12 protein-coding genes are annotated in these 14,397 nt (G+C 59.4%); 6 read left to right on the plus strand and 6 right to left on the minus strand.

Features of this window, described 5'->3' with window-relative positions:
- Positions 1-48: 48 nt before the first annotated feature.
- Both AB5Y89_RS18365 and aspA read right to left on the minus strand, forming a co-directional pair.
- Positions 49-1,368 (minus strand): anaerobic C4-dicarboxylate transporter, encoded by a 1,320-nt coding sequence (locus AB5Y89_RS18365; RefSeq protein WP_041210978.1) that lies wholly within the window; start codon positions 1,366-1,368, stop codon positions 49-51.
- Between the two features lie 131 nt (positions 1,369-1,499).
- Positions 1,500-2,942, minus strand: a complete 1,443-nt coding sequence (aspA, locus tag AB5Y89_RS18370) for an aspartate ammonia-lyase (protein ID WP_010673133.1) — start codon at positions 2,940-2,942, stop codon at positions 1,500-1,502.
- 449 nt (positions 2,943-3,391) lie between these two features.
- Between aspA and AB5Y89_RS18375 the strand changes: the two genes are divergently transcribed.
- Entirely contained in the window at positions 3,392-3,871 is a 480-nt protein-coding gene (locus AB5Y89_RS18375; protein WP_201926788.1) for an FxsA family protein, read from the plus strand.
- Positions 3,872-3,893: 22 nt separating this feature from the next.
- Here AB5Y89_RS18375 and AB5Y89_RS18380 read toward each other — a convergent pair whose 3' ends face one another.
- The gene (locus AB5Y89_RS18380) at positions 3,894-5,228 is read right to left on the minus strand and encodes an MATE family efflux transporter (protein WP_368224255.1); all 1,335 of its coding nucleotides are present in this window, start codon (positions 5,226-5,228) and stop codon (positions 3,894-3,896) included.
- A gap of 242 nt (positions 5,229-5,470) precedes the next feature.
- Between AB5Y89_RS18380 and AB5Y89_RS18385 the strand changes: the two genes are divergently transcribed.
- The 5 genes from AB5Y89_RS18385 (at position 5,471) to AB5Y89_RS18405 (ending at position 10,238) form a co-directional block, all read left to right on the plus strand.
- On the plus strand, positions 5,471-5,764 hold the full coding sequence (locus AB5Y89_RS18385) for a co-chaperone GroES (RefSeq protein WP_005309514.1): 294 nt from the start codon (positions 5,471-5,473) through the stop codon (positions 5,762-5,764).
- 43 nt (positions 5,765-5,807) lie between these two features.
- The gene (gene groL, locus AB5Y89_RS18390; RefSeq protein ID WP_010673136.1) at positions 5,808-7,442 is read left to right on the plus strand and encodes a chaperonin GroEL; all 1,635 of its coding nucleotides are present in this window, start codon (positions 5,808-5,810) and stop codon (positions 7,440-7,442) included.
- Between the two features lie 94 nt (positions 7,443-7,536).
- Entirely contained in the window at positions 7,537-8,034 is a 498-nt protein-coding gene (locus AB5Y89_RS18395; protein WP_029313815.1) for a molybdopterin-binding oxidoreductase, read from the plus strand.
- Between the two features lie 25 nt (positions 8,035-8,059).
- Entirely contained in the window at positions 8,060-9,991 is a 1,932-nt protein-coding gene (locus AB5Y89_RS18400; protein ID WP_029313817.1) for a bifunctional diguanylate cyclase/phosphodiesterase, read from the plus strand.
- A gap of 58 nt (positions 9,992-10,049) precedes the next feature.
- Complete coding sequence (locus AB5Y89_RS18405; RefSeq protein ID WP_010673139.1) at positions 10,050-10,238, plus strand: hypothetical protein; 189 nt, start codon at positions 10,050-10,052, stop codon at positions 10,236-10,238.
- Positions 10,239-10,302: 64 nt separating this feature from the next.
- Here the strand turns inward: AB5Y89_RS18405 and rluA are convergent, their stop codons facing one another.
- The 3 genes from rluA to AB5Y89_RS18420 all read right to left on the minus strand — a co-directional run.
- Positions 10,303-10,959 carry a bifunctional tRNA pseudouridine(32) synthase/23S rRNA pseudouridine(746) synthase RluA gene (rluA, locus tag AB5Y89_RS18410; RefSeq protein WP_049636439.1) on the minus strand — a complete coding sequence of 219 codons (657 nt, stop codon included), beginning with the start codon at positions 10,957-10,959 and terminating at the stop codon, positions 10,303-10,305.
- Positions 10,960-11,071: 112 nt separating this feature from the next.
- Complete coding sequence (gene rapA / locus AB5Y89_RS18415) at positions 11,072-13,939, minus strand: RNA polymerase-associated protein RapA (RefSeq protein ID WP_368224253.1); 2,868 nt, start codon at positions 13,937-13,939, stop codon at positions 11,072-11,074.
- Between the two features lie 73 nt (positions 13,940-14,012).
- Positions 14,013-14,397, minus strand: a 385-nt coding sequence (locus AB5Y89_RS18420) for a hypothetical protein (protein WP_368224254.1), incomplete at its 5' end; no start/stop codon positions are given.

Here is a 14,397-nt window from a genome sequence, read left to right on the forward strand (position 1 = left end):
ATAAAAAAACGGCCCGTTCGGGCCGTTTTGCATGGGGTGGTTCATCGGTCAGAGGATGAGACCACCGAAGAAGAAGCCGAGCGCTACTGCCATGGCGATGGTGGCCACACCCGGGATGAAGAAGGGGTGGTTGAACACGGCCTTGCCGATGCGGGTGGAGCCGGTGTCGTCCATCTCGACCGCGGCCAGCAGGGTCGGGTAGGTCGGCAGCACGAACAGGGCGCTCACGGCGGCGAAGGAGGCGATGGCCGCCAGCGGGCTGACACCCAGTGCCAGGGCGGCAGGCATCAGGGCCTTGGTGGTGGCGCCTTGCGAGTAGAGCAGCATGGAGGAGAAGAACAGCACCACGGCCAGCAGCCAGCTGTATTGGCTCAGCAGATCGCCGGCGAACGCCTGGATCTCGACCATGTTGCCCTTCACGAAGACGTTGCCCAGCCAGGCCACGCCCAGCACGCAGATACAGGCGGACATACCGGACTTGAAGGTCGGCATGTTGGTGATCTGGGCCGCGTCCAGTTTGCAGAACAGTACCATCAGGGTGGCGGCGGAGAGCATGATGCCCATGATGGCGCCATCGCGGGGGATCGGCGGGCTGCTGATGAGGCCGACGTTGCCGGAGATGGCGGTGGCATAGGCCATCACGGCCACGATGGAAGCGACGAAGATGCCGACGGAGAGCTTGGCATAAGGCTTGATCTCAACCTGGCTGGTACCGCGCAGCTTGATGAGTCCCTTGGCTTTGCGCTCCAGATAGACTTCGTCCTGATCCAGCGGCTTGCCCAGCAGGTTGGCGATGAAGGCCCCCAGCAGACAGGCGATGAAGCTGGACGGGATGCAGATGGCCAGCAGGGTCAGGTAGTCGACGCCAAGCGGCTCCAGCATGCCGGAGAAAGCGACCACGGCTGCCGAGATGGGGGAGGCGGTGATGGCAATCTGGGAGGCAACGACCGCGATGGAGAGCGGACGAGAGGGGCGAATGCCCTGCTCCTTGGCCACTTCGGCGATCACCGGCAGGGTGGAGAAGGCGGTGTGACCGGTACCGGCCAGCATGGTCATCAGGTAGGTGACGACCGGCGCGGCGAAGGTGATGTGCTTGGGATTCTTGCGCAGGGCTTTTTCGGCCAGGTGCACCAGATAATCCATCCCGCCAGCCAGCTGCATACAGGCAATGGCGCAGATGACGGACGCGATGATCATGATCACGTCCCACGGGAGATAGGTCACCAGCTGATCGCTCGGGATGGGCATGCCCAGCCCCCAGGTCAGCACCAATACCCCCAGACCACCGGCAAAGCCGATACCTATGCTGCCTATCCGGGCCCCCAGATAGATAGCGGCGAGCACCACAAGTAACTCGATTCCAATCATAGCGAACACTCCATTTTCCAGTTTTTTTTAGGTTTTATTAGGCTGAAAAGCCAATTCCCGATGGGGCTGTGGGGAGACCGCTCGGGAATTGACTTTAAATGGGCCGGGATAACCCCGGCCCATCTGCTCGCTTATACGGTGGCTTCGCGGGTGTAACGCTTGGCTTTGTATTGCGGGTTCATCAGGTTCTCGATGGAGAGGATCTCGTCCAGCTGTTCGGCGGTCAGCAGGCCGCGTTCCAGCACGACTTCGCGGACGTTCTTGCCGGTCTGGGCACAGATCTTGCCGACGATATCGCCTTCATGGTGACCGATGAAGGGGTTCAGGTAGGTCACGATGCCGATGGAGTTCAGCACGTGGTTCATGCAGATGTCCGGGTTGGCGGTGATGCCTTCCACGCACTTCTCGCGCAGGGAGATGCAGGCTTTTTCCATCAGGCTCAGGGATTCGAACATGGCCTGACCAATCACCGGCTCCATGACGTTCAGCTGCAGCTGACCGGCCTCGGCGGCGAAGGTGATGGTGACGTCGTTGCCGAATACCTTGAAGCAGGACTGGTTGACCACTTCCGGAATGACCGGGTTGACCTTGGCCGGCATGATGGAGGAGCCAGCCTGCATTTCCGGCAGGTTGATCTCTTTGAGCGCGGTGCGCGGGCCGGAGGAGAGCAGACGCAGGTCATTACAGATCTTGGAGAGCTTCATGGCCAGGCGCTTGACCGCACCGTGCAGCATCACATAGGCGCCGCAGTCGGAGGTCGCTTCGATGAGGTCTTCTGCCGGCACGTAGGCACGACCGGTGATCTCGGCCAGACGCTTGATGGCAAGACCGGAGTACTCGGGCGGGGTGTTCAGACCGGTACCGATGGCGGTGGCGCCCAGGTTCACTTCCAGCAGCAGCTCCTGGCAACGCTTGATGGATTTGATCTCTTCACGCAGGGTGACGGCGAAGGCGTGGAACTCCTGACCCAGGGTCATGGGCACGGCGTCCTGCAACTGGGTACGGCCCATTTTCAGGATATGTTTGAATTCCTTGGCTTTGACATCGAAGGCGGCGATGAGGGCTTCCAGAGCGTGCAGGGTGGTGTCGGTGCTGTTGACCACGGCCACGCGGAAACCGGTGGGGTAGGCATCGTTGGTGGACTGGCACTTGTTGACGTGATCGTTGGGGTTGATGACGTCGTAGCGACCCTTTTCAAGTCCCATCAGCTCGAGGGCGATGTTGGCCAGCACTTCGTTGGTGTTCATGTTGACGGAGGTACCGGCGCCGCCCTGATAGACATCGACCGGGAACTGATCGAAGCACTTGCCGGTGTTCAGCATCAGGTCGCAGGCTTCGACAATCTTGTCTGCGATCTCGGGACGGATGGTGCCCAGCTCACCGTTGGCCAGTGCAGCCGCCTTCTTGGTCAGGACCATGCCACGAACAAACTCGGGAACGTCAGAAATCTTCTGAGTGCTGATCTTGAAGTTTTCAACAGCGCGCAGGGTGTGCACGCCGTAGTAGAGGTCGTTGGAAACTTCTTTGGTGCCCAGCAGGTCTTCTTCAATGCGGACGTTCTTGATGTCGCTCATTGTTATGCCTCAGAAATCAAATAAATGGAAACGATCCTCACCGAGTGGTCGCGATTTCCCTACGCACATTTCATCCTGAAGCACCACACATCGGGTGGGGCAGTTGGGAGCCAGTTGCTCCCTGTGCAATGACTGGTGTTGATGTTACCCCAATTGAGGTATCCGGTATTAGACCTGGATCACTAAATTTGAGGCAACCTCAAATTTCTTGTGGTCATTAAACAGATATTGCAATCGGGCGATTAACTTTGACAGAACAACCACCTCAATCCCAGTTGGGCGGACAAATATTTATCCGTATTCCGGGGCCTGCGGCAGGAGAGGCTTGAAAAATGATCAACCAGCCCCATTTTAATGTCAGAAGACCTGAACCCGGCGCGCCAGCATCAGCGATGTGCGGCTGCCGACCGGACACCCCGGGTCCATTCATTCATCGCTCCGAGGTTGCTATGGGCAAGTTGTTACTGTTGTTGGTCGGGCTGGTATTGCTGGAGCTCACCGTCATGATCAAGGTGGGCTCCGTGATCGGGGCCTTGCCGACCGTTGGCTTGCTGGTGCTGACTGCCGTGCTGGGATCGTCGCTGGTGCGCAGCGAGGGGATCAAGACCCTGCTCACTGCCCAGCAGAAGATGCAGCTGGGGGAGATGCCCGGCCGCGAGGTGATGGGGGGCATGATGCTGGCGCTGGCGGGCTTGCTGCTGATTATCCCGGGATTTGTGAGCGATATTGTCGGCATCCTGTTGCTGCAGCCCTGGCTGCGCAACATGCTGGCGGACAAGCTGATTGGCAGCAATCAGTTCAGGATGCAGATGGGGGGCTTCCAGGCTCGCCAGCAGCCGTTCGAGCCGGGTCCCGGCGATGACAGGCCCGGACAATCCACGCGAGGGGGTGGCAACACCATCGAAGGGGAGTTCGAACGCAAAGAGTAATCGCGAGCCTCGGGCTGTGCCGTCAGGATCTCCCCTGATGGCACAGCCGCTCGAATCTGTGGCGGGCATACCCCCATGCCAGCAATCCGGCGGCCAGGTTCGCCAGCAGCATCCCCAGATAGATCCCCTGTTCTCCCCCCAGTTTTGCCCCCAGCCAGGCCCCTGGCAGCAAGAAGACAAACAGTCTGATGCCGTTTATCAGCAGTGACACCGCCGATGCCCTGACGCCGTTGAGCGCCGAGGCCAGCAGCATCACCATGCCCTGAAAGCCGTAGCCGATGGGGACCAGATGCAGATAGAGCACGATGAGGCGCACCACTTGCGGATGATCGCTGAACAGATCGGCGATGAAGGGGGCGAGAAGCCAGGTCAGCACGTAGACCCCAAGCTGGAACAGCAGGGCGAAGCGCATGCAGAGCAGCAGGGCGGCCTTGGCTCGGGCCGGATTCCCGGCGCCGCAGTTCTGCGAGATGAAGGGGGCCAGCACGGAAGAGAGCGCCATCATCACGATGAGCAGCAAGGCCTCGACCCGGGATGCCGCGCCGTAGGCGGCGACCACCTCGGTTCCGAGCCCGGCGAAAATGATCATCAACACGGCGTTGGCCAGTGGGTTGAGCATGTTGGTAAACGATGCGGGCACAGCCACATGGAGCAGGGCGCGCCAATGGGCCAACAGCTGAGGGCGGGGAGAGAGGCGCCAGGTCAGCAGCGTCTCCCGCTTGCGCAGCAGATGGAGGCTGATCAGCATGGCCATCAACCAGGAGAGGGAAGTGGCGATGGCGGCTCCCCGAATGCCCCACTCGGGGAAGGGGCCCGGCCCGAAGATGAGCAGAGGATCCAGCACGCCGTTGACCAGACCGGCGACCCCCATCACCAGACTGGGGGTCTTGGTATCCCCCGTGGTCCGGATGGCCGCATTGCCGACCATGGGCACGACCAGCATGGGGACGGTCAGATACCAGATGAGCATGTAATCGTGGATGAGGGAGATGAGCTCGGGGCTGGCCCCCAGCAGGGTGAACAGAGGGGTAATGGTCATTGCCCCCAGTCCGGCAAGCAGACTCACCAGGATGACGGCAAGGAACAGGCAGTCTGTGGTGATGCGGGCGGCCTCGTCATGGCGACCCTGCCCCAGGGCATGACCGAGCAGGGCGCACAGACCCGCTCCCAGCCCCATGGTCAGGGAGGTGACGACAAAGGTGACCGGGAAGGTGAAGCTGATGGCGGCCAGCGCCTGGGTACCCAGCATGCCGATGAAGAAGGTATCGACCAGGTTGAAGGCGAGGATGGCGATGATGCCCAGGATCATGGGGCCCGTCATGCGCAGCAGCATGGGTGTCATGGGGGCGGTCAGCATGGGGTTGGGTCGGCTCAAGGCAGAGTCTCTAGGTGCTTTGGGCCTGAATGCTGGCCGTCTCCATCCGCCTTCCTGATTGGGGATGGGTGATCCATCGAAGGTGTTCATAGTACGTGAAAATATTTTTTTTGTATTTGCCCTTGAAGGGCTAGCCCTGTTGCCCCAGATCAGGGACATGACAAATTTGGCCGATTGCGGCCATTCCTCAAGCAACACAGAGACTCATTTTGGGAGAGTTATCGATGAAAATTCGTCCACTGCACGACCGCGTCATCATCAAGCGCATCGAAGCTGAAGCCAAATCCGCTGGCGGCATCGTCTTGACTGGCACTGCGGCCCAGAAGTCCACCCGTGGTGAAGTTCTTGCCGTGGGGACTGGTCGAATTCTGGACAATGGGGATGTCAAAGCACTGGCCGTCAAGGTGGGTGACAAGGTGATCTTCAACGAAGGCTACGGCGTGAAGACCGAAAAGCTGGATGGTCAGGACGTACTGATCCTGTCCGAGACCGACATCCTGGCGATTGTCGAAGAGTAATCACCCTCCCTCTTTTCCCGAATTGATTTAAGGATTGAAGAACATGGCAGCTAAAGAAGTTAAGTTTGGCAACGAAGCTCGCATCAAAATGCTGGAAGGCGTCAACATCCTGGCCGATGCCGTCAAGGTGACCCTGGGCCCGAAAGGCCGCAACGTGGTGCTGGACAAGTCCTTCGGCGCCCCGACCATCACCAAGGATGGCGTCTCCGTAGCCCGTGAAATCGAACTGGAAGACAAGTTCCAGAACATGGGTGCCCAGATGGTCAAGGAAGTCGCTTCCAAGGCCAATGACGCCGCCGGTGACGGTACCACCACTGCCACCGTACTGGCTCAAGCCATCGTCAACGAAGGCCTGAAGGCCGTTGCTGCCGGCATGAACCCCATGGATCTGAAGCGTGGTATCGACAAGGCCGTTGTGGCTGCCGTTGCCGAGTTGCAAGCTCTGTCCACTCCCTGCGCCGACAACAATGCCATCGCCCAGGTAGGCACCATCTCCGCCAACTCCGACGAGAAGGTCGGCAAGCTGATTGCCGAAGCCATGGACAAGGTCGGCCGTGACGGCGTCATCACCGTGGAAGACGGTCAGGGCCTGGACGACGAGCTGGCGGTGGTAGAAGGCATGCAGTTCGACCGCGGCTACCTCTCCCCTTACTTCGTGAACAAGCCGGAAACCGGCTCCGTCGAGCTGGATGATCCCTTCATCCTGCTGGTGGACAAGAAAGTCTCCAACATCCGCGAAATGCTGCCGGTGCTGGAAGGTGTGGCCAAGGCGGGCAAACCGCTGATCATCGTGGCCGAAGACGTGGAAGGCGAAGCGCTGGCGACCCTGGTGGTCAACACCATGCGTGGCATCGTGAAAGTGGCCGCCGTCAAGGCGCCGGGCTTCGGTGATCGCCGCAAGGCCATGCTGCAGGATATCGCCATCCTGACCGGTGGTACCGTGATCTCCGAAGAAGTGGGCATGGAGCTGGAAAAAGCGACCCTGGAAGATCTGGGCCGTGCCAAGCGCATCGTCATCACCAAAGAGAACACCACCATCATCGATGGCGTGGGTGATGCTGCCCTGATCGAAAGCCGCGTGGCCCAGATCCGTCAGCAGATCGAAGAGACCTCTTCCGATTACGACCGTGAGAAGCTGCAAGAGCGCGTGGCCAAGCTGGCCGGCGGTGTTGCCGTGATCAAGGTGGGTGCTGCCACTGAAGTTGAAATGAAAGAGAAGAAAGCCCGTGTTGACGATGCCCTGCACGCCACTCGCGCAGCCGTGGAAGAAGGCGTGGTTGCCGGTGGTGGTGTAGCGCTGGTGCGCGTTGCTGCCAAGCTGGCCTCCCTGCGTGGTGACAACGAAGACCAGAACGTCGGCATCAAGGTTGCCCTGCGCGCCATGGAAGCCCCGCTGCGTCAAATCGTCATCAACGCTGGCGAAGAAGCCTCCGTCATCGCCAATGCCGTGAAGAACGGTGAAGGCAACTACGGTTACAACGCCTACACCGAACAGTACGGCGACATGCTGGCCATGGGTATCCTGGATCCGACCAAGGTAACCCGTTCTGCCCTGCAGTTCGCCTCGTCCGTCGCTGGCCTGATGATCACCACAGAGTGCATGATCTCCGAGCTGCCGAAGAAAGATGCACCTGCCATGCCTGATATGGGTGGCATGGGCGGTATGGGTATGATGTAATCCCGTCAAGTCATCAAACGGCTCGCTTTTGCGGGCCGTTTTTTTTAGTGCTACTAAGCTGAAGTTGTTGATAGTGAAATGATCTGAGGTGAACATGCGATACTTAGGGCTTCTCCCGTTACTCCTTTCCCTGGCCTTGCCGGGCATGGCGCAGGCGACACCACAGGGGCCGGTCATTCTCAAGGTGACGGGGAATCTGGACCCTGCCGATCCGGCAGATGGAGAGGTGCTGTTCGATATGGCCATGATCCAGGCGCTGCCGCAGCATGAGGTGGTGACGAGCAATCCCTGGGTGGACAAACCGCACAAATACGTGGGGCCGAAACTGGCGGACGTGCTGACTGAGGTGAAGGCCAACGGCAAGAGCATCACGCTCACCGCCCTGAACAGTTTCCAGATCCGGATCAACTGGGATAAGGTCAAGCAATACGATCCTATCCTGGCCTGGCAGGATGACGGGATGACCATGCGGGTACGTGACAAGGGGCCGCTCTGGTTTATCCTGCCACTGGATCAGCATCCCGAACTCAGGCGTTCCGAGTTCACCGACATGATGATCTGGCAACTGAGTGCGATCGACATTCAGCAGTAAAAACGGTGGTTTACGGGAGTACTGGGTGAAAGCGAAGACCAGGGCCTGGCCCTTACTCGGCGTTCTTTATCTATCCATTCTGTTGTTCACGGGTAGCACCCTCTATTGCCTGGTGCAGATACAAAATGCGACCCGGGTGATGGAGAAGTACACCTATGACGTCTCTTGGGCATTGATGCAGTTGCAGCTCGAGCTGGGCCGCTTTCTCAATGCCGTCGAGATTTACCACTATGGTGGCATAGACCAGGAAGCCCTGCTGCTCCGCTATGACATTCTCTGGAGTCGTACCCCCATCCTCCTGAGCGGCCAATTGAGAAAAAGCCTCGCGGACAATCCGAAGACGCTGCGGCTGGTGAAACTGACCGAAAGCAGTATCCGCAAGCTGGAGCCTGATTTGGTCAGGCTCAAACCGGGGACGCCGGATTACCAGCAAGTCATGATGACACTGGCGCCCTTGCAGGAACCCCTCTCTTACTCTCTTGCTTCTGTCATGCAGAACAACATCAACGTCTATACGGGCAACGACGCGCGTTTTGGCCAGTTGCGCAATGCCCTGTTGTTCATGGTGTCGGGGCTGGTGGTGTCCGTCATTCTGCTCAGCGGCCTGCTGGTGCGAGAAGCCAGGCGCCATTTCAGGACCGCTAGGATCGATCCCCTCACCGGGCTCGCCAACCGGCTGGCGCTGCTGGAAAAGATGGATGCCTATGTCACCCGTGACACCTCCTTCGGACTGGTGCTGGTCGACATCAACGACTTTCGTGATATCAACAGCAAGTTTGGCTACAACACAGGGGACCTCCTGCTGCAGGAGGTGGCAAAGCGGCTGCGCGCCCTGTGCGAAAACGGGGAGTGGGTGGCGCGTTTGGGGGGAGATCAGCTTGCCATGCTGCAACGGGAGGGGAGCGATCTTCGTCAGGTCAGGGAGCTCGTGGCCAGAGTGCTCCACTCCATCAAGCAAGACATCATCATCGACAACTACCCTTTCCGGCTTGAGGTCGGTATTGGTATCGCCTTCTTCCCGACCGACAGCAACCAGACCCAGGAGTTGCTCAGCCGGGCGGAGCAGGCCCTCTCTCACAGCCGCAAGACCCATGTTCCCTATGTCATCTATGACAGTTCCCTGCTCAACGAGACGGCCAGGCGCAAGCATCTTGCGTCTGACATGGTGATGGCGCTGGAGCACAATGCTCTCGAGCTCTATTACCAGCCCATCGTCAATCTGGAAAGTGGCCGCTGTGAAGCCGTGGAGGCGCTGCTGCGCTGGCGCCATCCCGAGCTTGGCTTTATTCCCCCCAACGAGGTGATCCAGGTGGCGGAAGAGTTCCAGCTGGCCGAGAAACTGGGTGGCTGGGTATTGAATACCGCATGTGAACAACTGCATCAGTGGCAGCACCTGGGTTTGGTGGACTTGCAGATGTGCGTGAATATCTCCCCGGGCATGTACCAGCGCAACCTGCTGAAGCTGGTGGCCAGAGCGCTGATGGAGCACCATATCCCTGCATCCAGCCTGGTGCTGGAGGTGACGGAAGACACCACCATGCGCGAGGTCAAGAACTCGCTGCAGTTGATGCAGGATCTCAGCCAGCAGGGGGTACATCTGGCCCTTGACGACTTCGGCACCGGCTACTCCTCCCTCAGCTATCTGCAGAAGCTGCCGGTGAGCAAGGTGAAGATAGACAGGTCCTTCATTCAGGGTATCGACACCTCCATCGAGGCGGCCGAACTGGTCGCCAACATCTGCCGTATGGGCTCCATGCTTGGCAAGAAACTGGTATGTGAAGGGATCGAGACCCAGGGGCAGCTCGATGTGCTGCGCTCATTGACCGACATACATCTGTATGGGCAGGGATATCTGTTCAGTCGCCCGGAGCATGCTGAAAAGGCCTATCAGACATTGCTGGAGATGGAAGAGCGCTGGTTGGCCCGGCGCTCGCCGGACAAGGCATATCTGCGTTGAACGATATGGCTCATGTCTCACCGGTCCCGGCCGATAGTCTCTTGGCAGGAGGTACACAATGGATATTTCTAGTTCTGCAAATGCGTCGTTCGGTTCTGCACTGATGGTGGCCAGCCTGGCCAAAAAGCAGCAGACCCAGGAAGGCGAATCCGCACTGAAACTGCTGGAAACAGCAGCGCAATCCGCTCCGGCAGCGCCGACATCGGCCAGCGCTTCCCTCGGAAGCAAGATCGATATCCGCGTCTGAGCGATAAAAAAGCCCCCATCTCTCGATGGGGGCTTTCTTTTTATTGGGCTGTTACCTGTCAGGCTCAGACCGGGAAAGGGGCCGGTGCCTCGAAGGTCATCCGCTCGCCGCTGCGGGGGTGGCTGATGGTCAGGCTGGCAGCATGAAGATAAAGGTGCGGTGCAGCCGTCAGCGCATCCGGGTTGGCGTAGAGGTTGTCGCCGAGGATGGGGTGACCCAGCTCCAGCATGTGTACCCGCAACTGATGGGAGCGACCGGTAATCGGGGTCAGCTTGATCAGGCTGTTGCCGTTCTCCACCTTCAGTTTTTGCCACAGGGTCAGGGCATGACGCCCCTCCTCAAAATCCACCTTCTGCTTCGGCCGGTTGGGCCAGTCGACGCAGAGCGGCAGATCCACTTCACCCGCATCCAGCGCCGGTTCACCCCACACCCAGGCGAGGTAGTGCTTCTCGGTCTCCCGCTCTCGGAATTGCCGGCTCAGCTCCCGGTGGGAGTTGGGGGTGAGCGGGATCACCAGCACGCCGGTAGTCGCCATGTCGAGGCGATGGGCAGCCGCCGCTTTGGGGTGCTGCTGCTTGACCCGATGGAGCACGCTGTCTTCATTCTCGGGGCCGCGTCCGGGGACGCTCAGCAGGCCAGTGGGCTTGTTGACCACCATGATGTCCTTGTCCTTGAACAGGATATCGAGCCAGGGTTCCAGGGGCGGTGAGTATACAAACATAGCGTCTCGCATCTTTGGTCAAAGCGGGGGCAAGCCCCCATTAGTTATGGATTACCACGATAAAAGTGCATGGCAGCCAACTCGCGTTGGGTTTGACCATTTCACCGTTTTATCAGTTATGGGTAACCACAATAAAGCGGATGGCATCCAGCTTGAGCTGGGTCTGGTCGATCAGGTGGTGCAATTCTGCCTGCAGATTGCGCAGATATTCCAGCTCGCTGTCGCGCACGTTCGGGTTGACCGCCTTGAGTGCCTCCAGCCTGTCCAGATCCTGTTGCAGGGTCTGCGCCATCTGGGCACGGGCCTTGTCGACAATCCCGGCCTTCAGCTCTTCGGCAATGACCTCGCCCTTGCCAATCAGGCCGTGGATCATCGGCTGGGATGCGGTAACCAGCTTGCTGCCAAGGTGGCGGTTGACCGGTGTCAGCTGGCGGTTGAAGGCATCAAACGCCACTTTCTCGCCCAGATTCTGGCCGTTCTTGTCCATCAGCAGGCGGATCGGTGTCGGCGGCATGAAGCGGTAGAGCTGGGGATGAGCCGCCGACTCGGCAACGAAGATAAGCTCCAGCAGGATGGACCCCACCGGCAGCGCCTTGTTCTTGAGCAGAGCCACCGAGGTGGCACCGATCTCGGAACCCAGGATCAGGTCGATACCGCCGCGCATCATGGGGTGATCCCAGGAGAGCAGCGCCATGTCATCCCGCGACAGGGCGGTGTTGCGATCGAAGGTGATGGTCATGCCGTCTTGCGGCAGGCCCGGGAAGCTCGGCACCAGCATGTGATCCCCGGGAGTCAGCACCAGCGCATTTTCACCACGATCATCCTGGTTGACGCCGATCTCGTCGAACATCTTGAGAGCGAAGGAGATCATGCCGGTGTCGTCATCTTCGGCGGCGAGCTTGTCGACCAGCTGCTGGGCGGCGGTGCCACCGCTGGAGTGGATTTCCAGCAGGCGATCGCGACCCTGTTCCAGTCGGGCCTTGAGCGGCTCATGCAGTTCGCGGGTCTTGACCAGCAGGGCGTCGAGGGGGCCCTGCTCGCCGGTGTTGGCGGCCAGCAGCTCGAACAGCTCGTCACGTACCGCTTCGAACACCGGGCGGGCCGTCGGGCAGGTCTGCTCGAATGCATCCAGACCATCGTGATACCAGAGCTGCAGGGCGCGCTGGGCAGTACCTTCCAGATAGGGGACGTGGATCTCGACGGTATTCTGCTGACCGATACGGTCCAGTCGGCCGATACGCTGTTCCAGCAGATCCGGATTGAGGGGCAGATCGAACAGCACCAGATGGCTGGCAAACTGGAAGTTGCGGCCTTCTGAGCCGATCTCGGAGCAGAGCAGCACCTGAGCGCCCCCCTCAGCTTGAGCGAAATAGGCGGAGGCCTTGTCCCGCTCGAGGATCGACATCCCTTCGTGGAACACGGCGCCACGGATCCCTTCACGGGTGCGCAGCGCCTCCTCCAGCGCGATGGCGGTGGCTGCTTCGGAGCAGATCACCAGCACCTTCTGCTGACGGGCTGATAGCAGCAGCTCCAGCAACCATTCGACGCGCGGGTCGAACTGGGTCCAGCTGGCGTTGTCGCCTTCGAACTGTTGGAAGATCTTCTCGGGATAGAGGTAGCACAAGGCGCGGGTCTGCAGATCGCCGCCATTGCCACCCATCATGCCCATCACCTTGATGGCGGTCTTGTACTGCTCCGGCAGCGGCATGGTGTAGACGTTGAGATGACGCTCCGGGAAGCCCTGAATATTGGCGCGGCTGTTGCGGAACAGCACCCGGCCGGTGCCGTGTTGGTCCAGCAGCTTGGCGACCGCTTGCTTACGGGCAGTCGCATCGCTCAAGTCCAGCCCTTCCAGCTGGCTGGCGAGGATTTGTTTGGCTTCATTGCTCAGGGTCTCGCCATCCAGCAGCTCTTGCGCCGCGCTGGCGACCTGACCGTAGGCCTGCTCCTCGGCGAGGAAGGCCTCGTAGTCGTAGAAACGCTCGGGGTCGAGCAGGCGCAGACGGGCAAAGTGGCTCTGGTGGCCCAGCTGATCCGGGGTCGCGGTCAGCAGCAGCACGCCCGGCACCTGTTCGGCCAGCGCTTCCACCATTTCATAGGCACGGCTCGGCGCCTCTTCGCTCCACTCCAGATGGTGCGCTTCATCGACAACCAGCAGATCCCACTCGGCTTCCAGTACCTGCTCGAAGCGACGACGCTTCTTGCGCAGGAAGTCGAGGCTGCAGATCACCAGCTGTTCGGTCTCGAAGGGGTTCTCCGCATCGGCGAACGCCTCGATGCAGCGCTCCTCGTCAAACAGGGAGAAGTGCAGGTTGAAACGGCGCAGCATCTCGACCAGCCACTGGTGCTGGAGCGTTTCGGGCAGTAGGATCAGCACCCGATGGGCGCGGCCGGAGAGCAACTGCTGGTGAATGATCATGCCCGCTTCTATGGTCTTGCCCAGACCCACCTCGTCTGCCAGCAATACGCGCGGGGCGTAGCGGTGACCCACTTCATGGGCGATGTAGAGCTGGTGCGGGATCAGACTGACTTTCCCGCCAGCCAGGCCGCGAGTCGGGTTGCGGCGACGCTGGTGCTGGTTGACCAGCGCTTCGTAGCGCAGGGTAAAGCGGGACATCCGGTCAATCTGGCCGGCGAACAGGCGATCCTGCGGCTTGTTGAACTTGATGAAGTTGTTGAGAAACACTTCCTTGAGGGCAATCGGCTCACCATTGTCGGTGCGAACACCTACATATATAAGCAGGCCATCTTTCTCCTGCACTTCATCGACCGTCATGGTCCAGTCTTCGTGGCTGGCTATCTGATCGCCCACATTGAAGCTGACCCGGGTGACCGGTGCCTCTTCTTTGGCATACATGCGGTTTTCACCGGTAGCCGGAAACAACAGGGTAACCATGCGTCCTTCAACAGCAACGACAGTCCCCAATCCCAGATCCGTCTCTGTATCACTAATCCAACGCTGGCCAAGTGCAAAAGGCATTAAACTCTCCAAAGCCCAAGAGTGTGAGAATCGCAAAGGGGCGCTATGTTACCCGAAGGCGGAAAGCCGATCATCATGGTTGTGCAGCAGGGGAAAGCCAAATCGATACAAGCTTGATCTGCCAACCTGCCAACCTGCCAACCTGCCAACCTGCCAGCCTCAATACAGCATCCGGAATACCAATCTGCAGATCCTTTTCGTGCATTAATTCATCACTGCGGTCGCTTTGTAATCGGTTGAACGATGAAAGCCATCTTTTTGCAATTATCTCCTTGCCAGAACGAATTCGCTCCCTATAATGCGCCTCCATCGACAGGGCAAGCGGTAACGCAAAGCCTGAGTCGGTAGCCTCGAAAAGCCTTTGAAAATAAGGCTTGACTCGAGAAGGCGGTTGAGTAGAATGCCACTCCCGCAGCAGCCAAAAGCTGCGTCGCTCTTTAACAATTTGAATCAAGCAA

Origin of the sequence: Aeromonas sp. s4 (genome assembly GCF_040907855.1) — a bacterium.
Classification (GTDB): Bacteria; Pseudomonadota; Gammaproteobacteria; order Enterobacterales; family Aeromonadaceae; genus Aeromonas; species Aeromonas caviae.